This is a genomic window from Achromobacter sp. B7, from assembly GCF_003600685.1.
Taxonomy (GTDB): Bacteria; Pseudomonadota; Gammaproteobacteria; order Burkholderiales; family Burkholderiaceae_B; genus Achromobacter; species Achromobacter spanius_B.
Genome location: NZ_CP032084.1, coordinates 4,272,370 through 4,289,334 on the forward strand (window position 1 = coordinate 4,272,370; position 16,965 = coordinate 4,289,334).

General features: G+C 66.9%; 17 protein-coding genes. 6 read left to right on the forward strand and 11 right to left on the reverse strand.

Annotated features, from left to right (window positions below; all coding sequences use genetic code 11):
- Positions 1-335 precede the first annotated feature (335 nt).
- The 6 genes from DVB37_RS19290 (at position 336) to cynS (ending at position 5,796) form a co-directional block, all read left to right on the forward strand.
- Entirely contained in the window at positions 336-1,478 is a 1,143-nt protein-coding gene (locus DVB37_RS19290) for a PAS domain-containing sensor histidine kinase (protein WP_104144087.1), read from the forward strand.
- A gap of 36 nt (positions 1,479-1,514) precedes the next feature.
- Positions 1,515-2,153: a response regulator transcription factor gene (locus tag DVB37_RS19295; RefSeq protein ID WP_046804855.1), complete on the forward strand. Its 639-nt coding sequence runs from the start codon at positions 1,515-1,517 to the stop codon at positions 2,151-2,153.
- A 134-nt stretch (positions 2,154-2,287) separates the two neighbouring features.
- The gene (locus DVB37_RS19300; protein ID WP_120156481.1) at positions 2,288-3,700 is read left to right on the forward strand and encodes a CmpA/NrtA family ABC transporter substrate-binding protein; all 1,413 of its coding nucleotides are present in this window, start codon (positions 2,288-2,290) and stop codon (positions 3,698-3,700) included.
- Positions 3,700-4,542 (forward strand): nitrate ABC transporter permease, encoded by an 843-nt coding sequence (gene ntrB, locus DVB37_RS19305; protein WP_104144089.1) that lies wholly within the window; start codon positions 3,700-3,702, stop codon positions 4,540-4,542. The genes DVB37_RS19300 and ntrB overlap by 1 nt, the downstream gene beginning before the upstream one ends.
- A gap of 4 nt (positions 4,543-4,546) precedes the next feature.
- The gene (locus DVB37_RS19310; RefSeq protein ID WP_104144090.1) at positions 4,547-5,341 is read left to right on the forward strand and encodes an ABC transporter ATP-binding protein; all 795 of its coding nucleotides are present in this window, start codon (positions 4,547-4,549) and stop codon (positions 5,339-5,341) included.
- Positions 5,342-5,352: 11 nt separating this feature from the next.
- Positions 5,353-5,796 carry a cyanase gene (cynS, locus tag DVB37_RS19315; RefSeq protein WP_046804914.1) on the forward strand — a complete coding sequence of 148 codons (444 nt, stop codon included), beginning with the start codon at positions 5,353-5,355 and terminating at the stop codon, positions 5,794-5,796.
- Positions 5,797-5,958: 162 nt separating this feature from the next.
- On the opposite strand, the gene pdxK is transcribed toward cynS, so the two are convergent.
- The 11 genes from pdxK to DVB37_RS19370 are packed head-to-tail and all read right to left on the reverse strand — an operon-like array spanning position 5,959 to position 16,810.
- Positions 5,959-6,822, reverse strand: a complete 864-nt coding sequence (pdxK, locus tag DVB37_RS19320) for a pyridoxine/pyridoxal/pyridoxamine kinase (protein ID WP_046804851.1) — start codon at positions 6,820-6,822, stop codon at positions 5,959-5,961.
- Between the two features lie 58 nt (positions 6,823-6,880).
- Positions 6,881-7,414 (reverse strand): RES family NAD+ phosphorylase, encoded by a 534-nt coding sequence (locus tag DVB37_RS19325; RefSeq protein WP_120156482.1) that lies wholly within the window; start codon positions 7,412-7,414, stop codon positions 6,881-6,883.
- Positions 7,411-7,872: an antitoxin Xre/MbcA/ParS toxin-binding domain-containing protein gene (locus DVB37_RS19330; protein ID WP_223264850.1), complete on the reverse strand. Its 462-nt coding sequence runs from the start codon at positions 7,870-7,872 to the stop codon at positions 7,411-7,413. The genes DVB37_RS19325 and DVB37_RS19330 overlap by 4 nt, the downstream gene beginning before the upstream one ends.
- Positions 7,873-7,885: 13 nt before the next feature.
- Positions 7,886-9,025, reverse strand: a complete 1,140-nt coding sequence (locus DVB37_RS19335) for a peptidylprolyl isomerase (RefSeq protein WP_120156483.1) — start codon at positions 9,023-9,025, stop codon at positions 7,886-7,888.
- 26 nt (positions 9,026-9,051) lie between these two features.
- Positions 9,052-9,525 (reverse strand): YbjN domain-containing protein, encoded by a 474-nt coding sequence (locus DVB37_RS19340; RefSeq protein WP_104144094.1) that lies wholly within the window; start codon positions 9,523-9,525, stop codon positions 9,052-9,054.
- A 57-nt stretch (positions 9,526-9,582) separates the two neighbouring features.
- On the reverse strand, positions 9,583-10,275 hold the full coding sequence (locus DVB37_RS19345) for a DNA repair protein (protein WP_240433934.1): 693 nt from the start codon (positions 10,273-10,275) through the stop codon (positions 9,583-9,585).
- Positions 10,276-10,285: 10 nt separating this feature from the next.
- On the reverse strand, positions 10,286-11,980 hold the full coding sequence (locus DVB37_RS19350; protein WP_046804846.1) for a putative porin: 1,695 nt from the start codon (positions 11,978-11,980) through the stop codon (positions 10,286-10,288).
- 36 nt (positions 11,981-12,016) lie between these two features.
- Positions 12,017-12,730, reverse strand: a complete 714-nt coding sequence (locus DVB37_RS19355) for a TonB C-terminal domain-containing protein (protein WP_046804845.1) — start codon at positions 12,728-12,730, stop codon at positions 12,017-12,019.
- A 16-nt stretch (positions 12,731-12,746) separates the two neighbouring features.
- The gene (locus DVB37_RS19360; protein WP_046804844.1) at positions 12,747-13,166 is read right to left on the reverse strand and encodes a biopolymer transporter ExbD; all 420 of its coding nucleotides are present in this window, start codon (positions 13,164-13,166) and stop codon (positions 12,747-12,749) included.
- 10 nt (positions 13,167-13,176) lie between these two features.
- A complete protein-coding gene (locus DVB37_RS19365) occupies positions 13,177-15,162 on the reverse strand; it encodes a DUF2341 domain-containing protein (protein ID WP_120156485.1) in 1,986 nt (661 codons plus the stop codon).
- Between the two features lie 34 nt (positions 15,163-15,196).
- A complete protein-coding gene (locus DVB37_RS19370) occupies positions 15,197-16,810 on the reverse strand; it encodes a ShlB/FhaC/HecB family hemolysin secretion/activation protein (RefSeq protein WP_120156486.1) in 1,614 nt (537 codons plus the stop codon).
- Positions 16,811-16,965: the final 155 nt, after the last annotated feature.

A 16,965-nucleotide genomic window follows, 5' to 3' on the forward strand; every position in this document is an offset into this window, starting at 1 on the left:
GGCGCGGGGAGTCGATAAGCCCGAGGGAATCCGAAGGCAGCCGCCGCAGGCGGCAATGAGGATGACGACGGGGCAGTCCGGAGCGAAGGCTCCGGACCGCAATCGTTGACCCGCGCCGCCAGGACGCCGCCGCCCCGGGCGTCTGAAGAACCCCGCCTTGAGCATCTCAAGAACCGCCCCCCGATCGCCCAACGCCCCTCACACCAAGCGCCTCAAGAACCCCACCTCTAGTGCCCCAATCCCTCACGCACCAAGGGCATTCCCTCCCCTCTCCCGCGCCAAGCCTCCCGTAAACTTCCCCAAAAAATCCGCCCTCGCCCCGCAACAACCCCATCATGTTTGCCGACCTGAACCATCTATCCCACCACGCCGCCTGGCGTCGTCAGTTGGAAATGCTGCTGGAATCCGCCGGCGAAGGCATCTACGGGATTGATCTGCGTGGCCGTTGCATCTTCATCAATGGCGCGGGCGCCACCTTGCTGGGCTATACCCCGGACGAAGTCGTAGGCCGCAACATGCACTACCTGATCCACCACTCCCACGCCGACCGCGCCCTGATGCCCGTGCATGACTGCCGCATCTTCCAGGCCTTTCGTGAAGGCCGTGGCGTGCGCGTGGACGACGAAGTGCTCTGGCGCCGCGACGGCTCCTGCTTTGACGCCCAATACGCCTCGTACCCCATCCGCAACGATGGCGAAGTGGTCGGGGCCGTGGTCACGTTTTCAGACATCACCGACCGCAAACGCATCGAACGCGAACTGCATAGCACCCAGGCCCTGCTTGAACGCCGCGTGGGCGAACGCACCGCCGAACTCAGCAATGCCCACGATTCGCTGCGCCGCCTGTCATCCCACCTGTCCACCCTGCGCGAAGAAGAACGCGCCCACATTGCCCGCAACATCCACGACGATCTGGGCGCCTCATTCACCGCTCTGCAACTGGACCTTAACTGGCTGCGCCGCCAGCTTGGCGCCACCCCCGCCCTGCAATCCCACGTCGACCGCATGCTTGAGGTCACCCAGACCGCCATGGGCGCCACGCGCCGCATCCTCAGCGACCTGCGCCCCGTCGTGCTTGACCACCTGGGCCTGTGGGCCGCCCTGGAAACCCTGCTGCAAGACCTTCAGACCCGCACCGGCCTGCAATGCCGCTACCTGTGCCCGCCCGACACCGAACGCCGCCGCCTGGACCGCAACGCGGAAATCGCCGTCTACCGCATCGTCCAGGAACTGCTGACCAACGTGCAGCGCCACGCCTGCGCCCGCAGCGTCAGCGTCAGCGCCGTCTGGAGCGACGACGGGCTGTTGCTGACCGTTGAAGACGACGGCATCGGCATGCAGCTGCCCGAAGCCCGCCACACCTTCGGCATCCTGGGCATGCGCGAACGCGCGCGCGGCATCGGCGGCGACCTTGCCCTGGACAGCGCCCCCGGCGCCGGCATGCGCGCCCGCCTGCGTCTGAATCCTACCCGCGCCTGAATCCCGCCTGCGCCTGAACCCTACTTGTCCCGCCCCATGGCCCTGAACCTGCTTATCGTCGACGACCACCTCATCATCCGGCGCGGCCTGGCCCGCATCCTGGAAGAAGACCCGCGCGTGGCCCTGGTACACGAAGCCGCCGACGCCCCCTCGGCCCTGCGCGCCCTGCGCCAGACCCGTTACGACGCCATGGTGCTGGACGTGGCGCTGGGCGAACGCGATGGCCTGGACGTCCTGAAAACCGTGCGCGCCGACTACCCCGCGCTTGGCGTCGTCATGCTGTCCGTCTACCCCGAAACCCAGTTTGCCGTGCGCGCCCTGCGCACCGGCGCGCACGCCTACCTGAACAAAGGCTGCGACCCCGACGAACTTCTGTCCGCCCTGGTCAACGCCGCCGCCGGCAAACTCTACGTCACCCCCGCCGTGGCCGAACTGCTTGCCCATACCGTGCGCCAGGACAGCACCCGCCCCCCGCACGAACAACTGTCCAACCGCGAATTCCAGGTCTTGCAACTGCTGGTCGCCGGGCGATCCGTCTCTGCCATCGGCGAACAGCTGGCGCTGTCGGTCAACACCATTTCCACCTACCGCAGCCGCATCTTTGAAAAGCTGGGCGTGCGCACCCTGGTCGAGCTGGTCGCCTACGCCAACACGCACCAGCTGGGTGCGATTTAGCCCCCCGGCGCACCAGCGCGGCGCGCCCGCGCACCGCGTAGTACACGCACTACACGCATATCGTCGAACCCGGGATACCGGCGCCATGCGCCCGGCCCCATGATGGCTCCAACCCTTCTGGCCGGAGCCATCCCATGTCCCTATTCAGCAACCCGTTCGACGCCAACAGCCGCCTTGCCTGCGGCTGCGGCCGCCACGCCTCGCAGGCCGACCACGAACGCGCCACGCAATCGGCCACGGAGGCAGCCGCCGCGCTTGCCCGCCAAGGCACCGCCCAACTCCGCGCCAGCCACGACGACACCACGAGCAACGCCGTGGACCAAGCCGTCATGCGCGCCCTGTTCCCGCAAGACGCCCTGCGCCGCCGCTTCCTGCGCGCCGTGGGCAGCAGCACCGCCATGGCCGCCATTGCGTCGATCTTCCCGCTGGCCGCCGCCCGCGAAGCCTTCGCGCAATCCACCGGCCCGCTGGAAAAGCAGAAACTGAAAGTCGGCTTCATCCCCATCACCTGCGCCACGCCCATCATCATGGCGCACCCCATGGGGTTTTACGCCAAGCAAGGCCTGGACGTAGAAGTCGTCAAGACCGCCGGCTGGGCGCTGATTCGCGACAAAGCCATGTCCGGCGAATACGACGCCGCCCACATGTTGTCGCCCATGCCGCTGGCCATCTCGATGGGCGTGGGCGCCAGCCGCGCCGTGCCATGGACCATGCCCGCCGTTGAGAACATCAACGGCCAGGCCATCACCCTGTCCATGAAACACAAAGACCGGCGCGACCCCAAAGACTGGAAGGGCTTCAAGTTTGCCGTCCCGTTCGACTTTTCCATGCACAACTACCTGTTGCGCTACTACCTGGCCGAACACGGCCTGGACCCCGACACCGACGTGCAGATCCGTTCCGTGCCGCCCCCCGAGATGGTCGCCAACCTGCGCGCCGACAACATCGACGGCTTTCTTGCGCCCGACCCCGTCAACCAACGCGCCGTGTACGACGGCGTCGGCTTCATCCACACCCTGTCCAAAGCCATCTGGGACGGCCACCCCTGCTGCGCGTTTTCCGCCAGCAAGGAATTCGTGACGGCCATGCCCAACACCTACCAGGCCTTGCTCAAGTCCATCATCGAAGCCACCGCCTACGCTCGTGACGCCGCGCATCGCAAAGAGATCGCGTCCGTCATCGCCGCCCCCAACTACCTGAACCAGCCCGTCACGGTCGTCGAACAAGTGCTGACCGGCACCTATGCCGATGGGCTGGGCAAAGTGCTGACCGACCCCAACCGCATCGACTTCGATCCCATGCCATGGCAGTCGTTTGCCGTATGGATCCTGACGCAGATGAAGCGCTGGGGCCAGGTCAAGGGCGACATCGATTACCAGAAGGTCGCGGCCGACGTCTTCCTGGCCACCGACGCCGTACGCCTGATGCGCGAAGCCGGCCTGACGCCGCCGGCGGAATCGGCCAAGACCTTCAGCGTCATGGGCAAGCCGTTTGATCCGGCGCAGCCCGAGGCCTATCTGGCCAGCTTCAAGATCCGGAGAACCTGATGCGGTCTGTGCAATATTGGCGGGCAACGTTTCTGTCCGTCGCGCTGTTCCTGGCGTTTTTGCTGCTTTGGCACGCCGCCACCCGCCCCGACACCGGCGGCGTGGCGGTGGACCCGGCTTATGCCGCGCTGGTCGGCAACGCCGCGGCCAGCGGGTCGAAGACGCCGTTTCCCGGCCCCGCCGAGGTCGGGGAAAAGCTGTGGCAACACATCAAGGACCCCTTCTACGACCGCGGTCCCAACGACAAAGGCATCGGCGTGCAGCTGGCGTATTCGGTGGCGCGCGTCTTGACCGGCTTCAGCCTGGCCGCGCTGGTGGCCATCCCGCTGGGCTTTCTGATCGGCATGTCCAAGACCGTTTACCGCGCGTTCGACCCCTTCATCCAGGTGCTCAAACCGATCTCGCCGCTGGCCTGGATGCCGCTGGCGCTCTACACCATCAAGGACGCCGACACCTCCGCCATCTTCGTCATCTTCATCTGCTCGTTGTGGCCGATGCTGGTGAACACCGCCTTCGGCGTGGGTGCGGTACGGCAGGACTGGTTGAACGTGGCGCGCACGCTGGAAGTGTCGCGCCTGCGCACCGCCTTGCAAGTCATTCTGCCCGCCGCCGCGCCCACCATCATGACCGGCATGCGCATCTCGGTGGGCATTGCGTGGCTGGTGATCGTGGCCGCCGAAATGCTGATCGGGGGCACCGGCATCGGCTACTTCGTCTGGAACGAATGGAACAACCTGTCCATCGCCAACATCATCTGCGCGATATTTTTCATCGGCCTGATCGGCATGCTGCTGGACACCGTGCTGGCACGTGCCGCGCGGCTGGTCAGCTATCGGGAATGACGCCATGAGCCATGCATTTCTGCAAGTCCAGGGCCTGGGCAAACGCTATCCCGGGCGCAATGGGCAGCCCCAAGCGCCGGTGTTCGAGAACATCGACTTCGATATCGAACAGGGCCAGTTCGTCTGCGTAATCGGCCATTCCGGCTGCGGCAAAACCACCATCCTGAATGTGCTGGCCGGCATCGACGACACCAATGAAGGCGTGGTCATCATGGACGGCCGCCAGATCTCTGGCCCGTCGCTGGAACGCGGCGTGGTGTTCCAGGCGCACGCATTGCTGCCCTGGCTGACGGCGCTGCAAAACGTGGAATTCGGCGTGCGCTCGCGTTGGCCCGCGTACAGCCGCGATCAGGTCCGCGAACACAGCATGCGTTACCTGGACATGGTGGGCCTGGCGCATGCGGCCGCCAAGAAGCCCAGCGAATTGTCGGGCGGCATGAAGCAGCGCGTGGGCATCGCCCGCGCCTTCGCCATCCAGCCCAAGATGCTATTGCTGGACGAGCCCTTCGGCGCGCTGGACGCGCTGACGCGCGGCACCATCCAGGACGAGCTGCGCGCCATCGTGCAGCAGACCCGCCAGACCGTATTCATGATCACGCACGATGTGGACGAAGCCATCTTGCTGTCGGACCGCATCCTGCTCATGAGCGCGGGCCCCTATGCCCGCATTGCCGAGTCCGTCAGCGTGGACCTGCCGCGCGACCGGACGCGCGCCAGCCTGCACCACGAACCCCGCTACTACGACATCCGTAACCATCTCGTCGACTTCCTGGTCGACAAGGCATCCCATAAGGAGTGAACCCCATCATGATGTCCCGCGCTGAAGTGACCGAACTGGTCGTTACCCGCAAGCTGGAAAAAAAGCTGTCCTGGACCGCCATCGCCGACGCCGTCGGGCAAAGCAAGGAATGGACCACCGCCGCGCTGCTGGGCCAGATGACGCTGACCGAGGAACAGGCGCTGGCCGCGGCCCGCATCCTGGACCTGCCCGACGACGCCGTGGTGCAGTTGCAAGTGGTGCCCTACAAGGGCTCGCTGCCCAGCACCGTGCCCACCGACCCGCTGATCTACCGCTTCTATGAACTGATCAACGTCTACGGCACGACGTTCAAGGCGCTGATCAACGAAGAATTCGGCGACGGCATCATGAGCGCCATCGACTTCAAGATGGACCTGTCGCGCGAAGCCGACCCGAAGGGCGACCGCGTGCAGATCGTGATGAGCGGCAAATTCCTGCCGTACAAGACGTATTAAGGGATTGCGCCGCAGCGTTGCTGGGTAGCGGGCTGCGGCTGTGGCTGCGGCAGGGCTTGGCCGTGGGCTCGCGGCTGCGGCTGCGGCTTGGCGACTGAGCCTCGGCTTGGGCGCCAGGGGTCGGCGTATCGCCTACCCTTCCGCCGCCTACCCTTCCACCGCCTACCCCTCCACCGCCAGCTCTTCCCAGCCCAGCTCGCGCGTGCGCTGTAGCGCGGCCGTGACCTCGTCGGCCGCCTCGCGCACCGCGTCCACCAGATCCAGCCCGGTCAATAGCCGGGCGGTGACGCTGGCCATGAACACGTCGCCGGTGCCGTGCACCGACGGCGGGATGGCGATTTCCGGATGCGTCACGACGCTGACCTTGTCCTGCGTCACCACCGCCAGCTGCAAGGTCCCGGGCGCCGCCGCCATCGGCGCCGCGCTGGTCACGACAATCCATGTCGGCCCCAGCGCCATCAGCTCGCGCGCCGCCGCCGCCACCTCGTCCAGCGTCGACAACGCCCGGCCCACCAGCATTTCCAGTTCGAAATGGTTCGGCGTCATGCCGTCGGCCAAGGGCACCAGCAGGTCGCGGTATTGCGCGACCAGGCCCGCGTCCACATACAGCCCGTCGTTGCGGTCGCCCATGACCGGGTCGATGTGCACGCGCACGTCCGGCCGCGCGGCGCGTAGCGCGGGCAGCCAGGCGGCAAGCAGATCCGCTTGCCCCGGCTGCCCCAGGTAGCCGCACACCACGGCGCGCGCCACGCGCGTCACGCCGCGTTCGTCCAGCCCTTTCAACAGGCCGGCGAACCAGTCCAGCGGCACCGCCCCGCCATGCAGCGTGGGATAGTGCGGCGTGTTGCTAAGAAGCACCGTCGGCACCGCGATGGCTCGCAGCCCGGCGCGGCGAAAGATCGGCATGGCCGCGTTGTTGCCCACGTAGCCATAGACCACTTGGGACTGGATCGAAATTATGTCCACCTGCGCGGTGGTGGCAGGCAACGCTGCGCCGGCGGTAAGGGCAGCGGAGATGACGGTCATACGGCGGGCTCCTGACGGAACAAAGTTGCATGCGGCGTAGCGCCGGCTGTGCAACATTCTAGTCCCGCGCGGCGCCATCGACGGCAGCGGCCGATCCCTCCCGCGCTCCGCCCTGGCCGGCGGCGGCCAGCCAATCGGCGCCGTCGCGTATCGCTTTGGCCATGGCTCCCAGATGCGGCGCATAGGGATAGGCGGACGACGCGGTGACGCGGCACTGCCGCATGTCGGGATGCGCGGTATTTAGCAGGTATTGAAAGCCGCCAGACGTGGCCGGCACGCGCAGCAGCAAGGACTGGCCGCTGGCCACCCAGGCGTCGCCTATCGCGCGAGTGGCGCGCAGGTCCGTCTGCCCGGGCGCGGGGGCGTCGGCCACGCTGACCGAACGGCCGGGCGTCGTCACCGACAGCAGCTGATAGCCGCGCGGCAAGGCGTCGGGGTGCGTCACCTCGGCCAACACCAGCCGCGCCAACACCGCCGCCGCCGGGCTGGCCTCCAGCACGATGACCGGCACGCCCGCGCCATGCCAGCGGCCAGGCGGGCAGGCGCGCGGCTGTAGATCGCCGGCATTGCTCAAGCGCCACAGCAGCATCATGGTCCGTTGCCTTCGTCGATATCGATCAGCCAGCTTTCGATGAACCCGGCATAGCGCCCGTGCTGGCACAGCAGCAACGGCACCCGGCCCAGCAGCCGGCGCTTGGGGCTGCGCAGCCAGCGCTGCCCCTCGTCCCGGCCGCCGAACACCAGCTCGGCCAACCAGACCACCCGAAGCGCCCGATACAGCACCCGCAGGTCGGACACGTCCAGGCCGAATGCCAGGCCGGGCTCCGGTGGGCATAACGGCACCAGCGGAAACCAGCGCGCCAAGTCGTCCGGGAACGTCTGCCGCAACGCCTGCAACAGCGGGGCAGCGCCCTGCAACGTAGACGGTGCCCGCGTCGTGCCCAGGGCCTGCGTCAGCCGCCAGTCCAACGCCAGCGTGACGCCGTGGTCAGCTGCTGACGCAGCGCCGGGCGGCGCGTGGATCACCGTGCTTGCCGGCGCATCGTCCACGGCAACCGGCCGCTTACGGAGCGCGGGCGACGGAGGCCGGGCCGGGCGTTGCCGCCGTGCTTTGCTCGAATGCGGCGTTGAGTGCCGCGCCATCGATGCTGACGGTTCCGGCATTCAGCAAGCCCTCCATGTAGGCCCGTGCGGCCAGTTCCTGACGTTGGCTGCGCAGCGCGACGCGCAGTTGCTGGCTGACCTGGTCGAACGGCGTCACGCCGGCCGGTTGCAACGCCGTCAGCTTCAAAATGTGAAAGCCGGCCGCCGACTGCACCGGCGCCGACACATCGCCCGCCTTCATCTGCTGGACCACCGGACGCATTTCAGGCGTCAATTGCGCCAGGGGCACGAAGCCGATGTCACCGCCTTGCGCGCGCGTGGTCTCGTCTCGGGAATTGGCCTGCGCCAGCGCCGCGAAGTCGGCCTTGGGCGCCTGCGCGCGGCGGACCAGGTCCTGCGCCTGCTTGCGCGCAGCGGCAACGGCGTCGGCATCGCCCAGCGGCGCGGGCAGGAAGATCTGGCTGACGTGGTACTGCGCGGGCACGGCCAGCTGCGGCTTGGCGCGTTCGTACGCCGCTTGCAGGTCGGCGTTGGTGGGGTAGCCGTCCGGCGCGCGGCTGACCGACTCCAGATAGCTTTGCATCACGATGCGTTCCTCGGCCGCCTGCACCGCACGGCGGATTTCCGGCTGATCCTGCCAGCCCTGCGCGCGCGCCTGTTCGATCAGCGCCTTCTCTGCCAGCCGGGCACGCAGCCATTGCTCGAGCCCCGCCCGGTTGTCCTGCAACTGCTGGCGCGCTTGCGGCGGCAAGGCCTGCAATTGCCGCAGCAGCTCATCGCGATCCACGCGTACGGCGCCCAGCGTCGCGATGGCCGTGGCCGGTTGGGGCTGGGGCGAGTTTGCTTGCGGCTTGGCGGTGGCGTTGGCGGATGGCGTGGCGGTGGCTGCCGTGGCGGCGAGCGTTCGGGCCTTCGCCGAGCCGGGTGCGGGAGCGGGGGCCGCCGCCGATGCAGGAGCGGCGGCCGCAGCCGTGGGCGACGCCTCGCTGCTTTGCGCATCCTTGCCGCGCATCAACGCAACGGCGCCCGCCAGCACGGCGATCAGCAACACCGCCGCCGTGACGCGCAGCGGTTTGTTGGCGGTCAGGGTCTGGTTCATGGTTCTATCCCTTCAGGCAATCCACGTTACGCAGTCGCCAACGAGTCGGCCGGCGTTTCCAACGCATTGACGTCCCCCTGCGGCGACGCATTGGCGCGCAGGAACAGCAGGAACTCTTGCAGCAAGCGGTCCCACAATTCCGTCGTGGCGCGCAGATACGATTCCGACACGCCGCCCGCCACGATCACGTCCAGCTCCAGCACCAGGAACACGCCTTGCACCGTCAGCCGGGCAAAGCGCTTTTCCACGTTCCAGCGCTCTGCCAGGCCGGCGGGCACGTCACCCTGCACGCGCAGCGCGCAGCTCAGCGTGTAGTCCAGAAAATGCCCGTCCTCTTGGGCGGGGTTGCCCATGCGGGCGGCAAAACCCACGCCCTGGCTGGCGCTTAGCAACTGCACCATGCCGTTCTGCTCGGACAGCGTGACGCGGTAGCCCACGGATTGCAGCAACGCTTGCAGGCGTTCGGCATCGACATCAAGAATCAAGCTGGTTTCGGTCATTCTTAGGGTCCTGAAAAATGGGGAAGCAATCGGAGGAAGCAATTCGGGCAAGCAAGGCTACGGGCGCGACGTTGCAGCGGCTTGACTGCCAGCCACCTGCGCGTCGTACAGCTGATCGCCATAGGCCTGCGCCTGCTCTTCGAACTGCACGCGGGCCTTGCCGGCAAAGGGCTGCTTGATGGCCAGGATGTCGCCCGTGCTGATGCCTTCGTAGGCGTTCAGAATTTCTTTGCCCGCCTCGTACATCTGGCGGTTCTTGGCCACGCAGGTCTTGATGTCCGCATCGCGCAGCGCCACCGTGCGGGCCAGCGCGGCGCGCTCCGCTTCCTTGGCGCGCGACAAGGTCAAGAGCTCGTCGTACGCGCCCTTGAACTTGCCCAGCTGTGCCTGGCTGGCCGCGACTTGCGACTGCGCGGCTTGCGCCACGGCGTCCTGTTGCCCGGCAAGCTTTTCGGCCTGGCCACGGGTCTTGGCCAACTGCGCGCGCAGCGACTCCAGTTCTTTCTGCGCCGCGTCGCGTTGCGTTTCCGCCGCCGTCTTGGCCGCGTTGATCTGCGCCTGCTCGCTTTGCAGCTGCTGTAGCTGCTGCGTGGTGCTGCGCAGCTGCGCGCGCAGGCGCTCTTCCATGCTTTCGGCCCGCGCGCCGCCCGCCACGCTCAAGCCGGCCGCGCACAAGGCCACGGCCGCCGCCAAGCGCCGCCCGCGTCCCGTCGTGGCCGCGTGGCGGGATTCATCCCAAACGGTATGCATGTCCATGGCCTTAGAACCTGGCGTTGATTTCAAACTGCATCGTGTCGATGGCCAAGGGCGGACCGTAGATCTCCTTGGTGCTCATCCAGCGGAACACGCCATACACGTTCTTTTCGAACGCGTAGCCCGCCCCGATGTAGTAGCCGCGCGCGTTGGTGCCGCCCTGGTGGAACGACGAATCGTTGTAGGCGTCGGGCAGCGCGTCCGGCTGGATGTACTTGTAGCCAACAAAGGCCAGCCAATCGCCCTTGTCCTTCAGGTCATACGAGCGCCCCAGCGTGGCTTGCAGCATCCAGGCGTTGGGGCCGCTTTCGATATCGCCGTTGTCGCCGAAGTTATTGACGATGTAGCCTTGCGAGCGGCTTGCCATCTTGCTCTTGCTGTAGGCCAGGTTACGGATGTAGTTACCGTTCAGGCGCAGGCCCAGGCCGTCGAACACGCGCGTGTCCCAACGCAGGTTCAGGTCCAGCAGATCGAACTTGGACGCCAGGCCCACGTATTGCGGCTGCGGCGTGTCGGCCGGGTTCAGCGGGTTGGGCGCGATGTTGCGCAGCAGGAACAGCGTGTTGCCCTTTTGCATGAACGCCGGGCGCGACCAGTCGGTGTCGCAGCTTTCAGCACCCGCCCACGGCGAACATGAACTGGATCGCTTGCCCGCGATGTTGTCGAAGTGGTAGTAGGCCAACGCGCCGCGCAGGCTGTTCTGGTTGTTGATCTTCCAGTCTGCGCCCACCTGCCCGCCCAGCAGCCATTTGTTTTCCGTTTCGCCTTCGCTCATCGACGATGAGCTCCAGCCGTTGTTCGCGTATTCCGTCGCGAACGCGCCCAGCGTGCCGAACAGCGTCACGTCGCGGCCTTGCAGCGGCTGCTTGAAGATGGCGGCGATACCGTCAAAGTTCAGATCGTTGGAGAACAGCGTGTCGGTCGATTCGAACGGGTTGGCGATGCGCCCGCCGGTTACCGTGGCCCACTTGGCCGGGCGATAGGTCAGGTAGGCCTGGTCCAGCCAGATGTCCTTCTTGCCCATGCCGCCGCCCAGCGTCTGCGACGTGGATACCGGGCTGTCGTCGCTGCCGGTGGCCAGGCGGATGCCGGCCGTCCAGGCCTCGGAGATTTCCGCGCGCACGCCCAGGCGGGCGCGGATGCGCAGCTGGTTGCGGCGGTCTTCGCGCGTGTTCAGCATGGGCGGATAGCCGCCGTTGGTGTTGGGGTTGACGTCGTACGGCCCATTGGCGTTCAGCTTGGCGAAGTCGGTGATTTCATTGCTGTTGCCGCCGTTGTACAGGCGCGATTCATCGCGCACGCGCACGTCGCCTTCCACCGTAATGCGCGATACCCAATCCGGAAACGTATTGGGTTGCGCCCAGTTTTCTTCCTTGGCCTGCACCATGACTTCCGCCTTGACCTCGTCGCGAATCTGATCGCGCACGGTCTGGGGAATGTAGGGCACGCGCACATCGCCGGCCTGCGCCACGGCGGCGCCCCGGTCGGGCGTGGCCTGGCGGGCCGCCTTGGCTTCGGCTTCCGCCTGCGCGACCAGCGCATTGGCCTGTTCGGGCTTGAGCACGCCTTGCTGCACCAGCAGGCGGATCAGGTTGATGGTGGCGTTCTCGGACGGCGCGGGCGCGCTGTGCGCCGGCAGGCAGGCGGCACCCGCCACGGCCAGCGCCAGCGATGCCGCCAACCGGTTCAAAGGGAACTTCATGCTGTTGTCACTCCAGGATCAATTCAATTTGGGACATCAAGACGGGCGGCGGCCAGTCAGCGACGCGCGGATGGGCATGTTGGCCGAGGCCGGCGGGCGCTCGTCCAGCCCGGGCACCGCGCGCAAGGCGGCGATCACGCGCGCATCGACGTCGGCATCGCCGCTGCCGCGCGTCAATTCCACGCGGGTGATCTGGCCGGCTGCCGTCAGCCAGATGTTGGCTTGCAGGCGGAAGGTCAGGTTGCGGGTGCGTTCGTCTTCGCGCAGGATCTTTTGCAGCGCATAGGCCAGGTACTGGCTGTAGGTGGCATTGCCCGCGCGGCCACCGCCGCCGCCCGACATGCCCTTGCCCTGCCCCGCGCCGATGTTGAAGGCGTCGCTGCCGGCTTGCGCATCGCCGTCGATCTGCATCGGGTTGGCCAGGTCGTCGGCCGGACGCGGCGGCGCCTCGTCCTGCGGCTTGGGCGGTTCGGGCGTGGGCTGCGGCTCGGGCTCGGGCGTGGCCACGGGCTCTTCCTTGGGAGGCTCGGTTTCGGGCGGCTTCTCGGGTTCGGGTGGCGGTGGCGGCGGCGGGGGCAGCGGGATGATGGCGGTGACCTTGGGCGCATCGCGCCGGACACCGGACATATCGTTGGCCCAGCGCCAAAGCGCATAGGCCGCCACGACGGCCGCCACCGCCACGGCCGCCAGCTTCAGCCAGCGGCGCGCCGGATGCGGCCCGCGCAAGGGATCGGATGCGTGTTGCGACATGACGTGGTTCCCGGCCCTATTGCGGCTTGCCGGTAACCAGGCCGACCTGCGCAAGCTCCAGGCGACGCAGCAGGTCCAGCACTTCCACCACCTTCTGGTACTGCACGGCGGCGTCGCCGCGCACAATCACCGGGAAGTCGGGGTTCAGTGCTTTCTCGGTACGCAGCCGGTCTTCCAGTTCGGGCAAGGTGACGGGGTAGGCGTCCAGGAACACCTGGCCGGCGTCGTTGACGGAAATCGCCTTGGTCTTGGGCTGCGACAACGCCATGGTGGAACTGGCCTTGGGCAGGTTGACCTTGATGCCGGCGATCTGCGCGGTGGCGGTCAGGATGAACATGACCAGCACAACCATCAGCACATCGACCAGCGGCGTGATGTTGATGCCGTCGACGGGCGCGTCGTCATCATCGTCCTGGGAAGTGGATACGGAAGCCATGCTGTGCTCCTTACGCGTGGGCGGGCGCGGGCTGCGCCTCGCGCATGGCGGGGTGGCCGGGGGCAGGCGCGCGCGGGGCGGTGTGATGCGCCGCTTCCTGCGCCTGGGTCTCGCCGTGCACTTCGGCCAGGCGCGTGATGAATTCGTCGACGAACACGCGCATGTCGGCGCTGACTTCCTTGTTGCGCGACACCAGGCGGTTGTAGCCAAACAGCGCGGGGATGGCCACGAACAGGCCCATCGCGGTGGCCAGCAAGGCGGCCGCCATGCCGGGGGCAATGGCGTTGATGTTCACGTCGCCCGCCATCGCCGTGCCCAGGAACACGACCATGATGCCCAGCACCGTGCCCAGCAGGCCGATGTAGGGGCCGCCCGCGATGGCGTTGGACAAGGAACCCAGCTTGGAACCCAGCGCCAGGTTTTCCTTGGTGCGCACGGCGTCCATCGATGCGCGAATGGCTTCGATGGTGGCGGCCGAAATCGACGTGGTGTCGGCGCCCTGCGCGCGGCGCGTGCGGATTTCGTTGATGGCTACGCGGTACAAGCGCCACAGCGAAGCGTTCGCCAGGCGTTGCGCCAAGGCGTTGTCATCGGCCAGCAATTCCAGCCGTTGGCCGACCGTGGCGAAGCTGTCGCGAAACACCTCGTTGGCGGCGGCCACGCGCGCCACGTTGCGGCTTTTCTTGAACATGATGATCCAGGACTGCACCATCATCAGCACCAGCACGCCGATGATGATCCAGGCGTCGATCGGCACGGCCTTGAGCAGAAAGCCCAGGCCACCGAAACCGAAGCCCGACTGCTCTTCATCCGCGCCGTAAGCCACCAGGCGCGACTCGGCGCCTTGCGAGGCGGCGTCGGCGTGGATCAGCGCGGCGGGGCGCGCAACCTTGGACAGGCGCACTTCGTCCATGGCGCCCACGAACGGGGCGTACACCGGACGCGGTGCGGCAGCGGGCGCGGCGGCGTCGGCGGAGACCGCACCGCTGGCGGTATTCGCCGCGTTCGCGGCGTTCGCGGAGTTCGCCGAATTCGTCGCCGGCGTGGCAGGCGTTGCCGACGTGGCCGACGCAGCGGAGGCGGCCGGCATCGGCACGTCGCCCCCCAGCGCGGCAGGCGTGGCCAGCGGCGGCAGGCTGGCGGCCAGCGACGCGGTGGCGCGGCCGTTCACGTACAGGTGCACCTGGCTGCCATCGGCCGTCACGGCAAGGTGCTGCCACGCGGCGGGCGTCAGCGGCTGGCCGGGCTGGCTGCGCTGGCCGTTCACTTCCACAAACGGCACGCCCTGGTTGATGCCGATCAGCAAGGCGTTGCCGGCATCGCGACGCGCATAGACCAGCTGTTCGCCGGCCGGTTGGTCGGCGCGCACCCAGGCGCTGAACGTGAACGCGCCCGCGGCCGGGATGGCCAGCGAGGGGCTGGCGGGCAGCATCAGCGGCGCGTTGCCCGTGAACTGCGCGGCGCGGCCAATCACGCCGTCGACCGCTGCGCCCGTCGGCGTCTGGCCGTGGTTGCTGTAGGCGGTGGTGTCGCGCGGCGGCGCACCGGCCGCGCCGTCAAAGTGATAGACCAGCGTGTAGTTCGGGTCGAAGCTCAGTTGCCCATTGGCGGACGCGGGCGCCTTCTGGTTGCCGTAGTACATCCAGATGTCCTGGCGTTGGCCGTCGGCAAGTTCCGGCACGTCCACCCACACCAGCGCCATGCCCAGCAAGGGGTCGAACGATTCCAGCTGGTGGTTCAGCACGGTCTGATCGTCGGCCGCCACGAAGCGGATGTCGGCGCCCTTCTCGTTGATGCCGTCAAAGGTGAAGTTGCCCGTATGCAGGCGCACCAGCAGCGGCGTGCGGGCGGCGGGGCCGCCCAGCGGCAGGCCCTGCGCGGTGCTGTCAACGGTGATTTGCTTGCGGTACTGCCAATCCGGTTGCCACCAGGCGTTGGCGGCCGACGGCAAGACGCCGGCCAGCACGGTTAGCAGGAGCATCAATAGGCGTTGCATGAGTAAGACTCCGGGATGGAAAAGTGGCGTGCGCTCAGAAGCTGGCGCGCACGCTGAAGTTCAGGCGGGGATCGTGTTTGCGGGTATTGGGGCCGTCTTTCAGCGGATAGCCCCAGTCCAGCGAGCCCGACAGCCAATCGATCATTTGCAGGCGCGTGCCCAGGCCTACGCTGGCCAGCGAATAGCGCGAATCCTGCTCAGGCAGCGGGTCGCGCAAGCGCAGGCTGGCCGCGTCGGCAAAAGCGTAGAAGCGCCATTCGTTGACGTTCGCGCCCAGCCAGCGTGCCAGCGACGGCGTGCGCCATTCCAGCGACGCCAGGATGCCGTCGTCACCCGTGCGTTCGGCCGCCAGGTAACCGCGCACGCTGGTCGCGCCGCCCGCCGAGAACTGTTCGTTGGACACCAATGCACCGGAGGCCAGCTGGAACGATCCGCGCAGGCCCAGCTGCCAGTCGCCAAACAGGTTTTGCGAGTGCGTGCCGTCGCCGCGCACCAGGGCAAAGCTGGGGTTGGCCTGATAGCGCTTGTCGTCGAATTCCTTCCAGTCGCTGCCCTGGTTGAAGAAGGAACCGCTGGCGCCGACCAGCGACAAGCCCAGGCTGCTTTGCGAGGACTCGCTGTAGCGGTAGCCGTTGTAGGCCAGCGTGAACGGCAGGTACTTGATGGGAATCTGGTCTTCGTTGGCGCCAAAGCGGGTGGACTCGTCGAACTTCTTGTAGTCCAGGCCGAGGGACAGGGAATTGCTCCGGTCGCCTTGCGGGTCCATCGTGTAGATCGCCGACAAGCCGAACGAATAGCCCTTGCCCAGCACGTTGGTGCCGCCGATGGTGGCCACGTTGCTGTCGCTTTTGTAGCCGGAGAATTGCAAGGCCCAGCGCGGCGCCAGCGGCATCGAATACGAACCCGACCACACCTTGGCGTTGTCCGTATCCTGCGGCGCGGTAAAGAACGTCAGGCTGACGGAATGGCCCAACTGCCACAGGTTGTCATAGCCCAGCGAGGCCGTGCTGCGCAGGCGCGAGGTATCCGCGCTGTAGTCGTTGTTCAAGCCGACGCTGGCATGCCAGGGGCTTTTGTCTTCCACCTTCAGGTCCACGTCCATCGTGCCCGGCAAGCGCCCTTCCTTGACCAGCGGCACCACCTGACGGCCGGCGCCCTTGTTCAGCCCGGTCAGCTCGGCCTGCGCCTGGTTGAAGTTGGGCACCTGCCCTTCCTGCAACGAGGGCACCTCGTCGCGAATGGTCAGCGGCGAATAGTGCTGCGCGCCCACCACACGCACGCGGCCGATCTTGGTTTCGGACACTTGCAGGAAGACGATGCCATCGGCCACCTGCTGCTCGGGCAGGTCCACATAGACGGACTGGTAGCCCTGTTCCTGATAAATCGCCTGCAAGGCTTCGCGCGCCGATTCAATATCGGCCAGCGTGCGGTCAGGCCCAAGATAGGGATAGACGGCGCGCTCGATGTCGCGCGCTTGCAGCACGGTGTTGCCGCGCACGATGTATTCGTTGATGTTGACGCGGCGCTCTACGCCCGTGGGCGCGTCCTGCGCCAGGGCGCCGTTCATGGCAATGGCCAAGGCAAACGCATGCGGCGCACGGCGCAATATGGCGCGCAACGCGCTACCCCTACTTTCGAAATCATGCATGACGATGCACTCAGTTCCTTGTGTGAAAACCGGTCGGTGCCGGCCGCTGCCGTGCAGCGCTACGCGACAATTTCGTTACGGCTTTTGCCCGCAACAGCGCGTCCATGGCTTCTGCTTGTTACTAGACGTACTGGCAGGCCCGGGACGACGCGTTG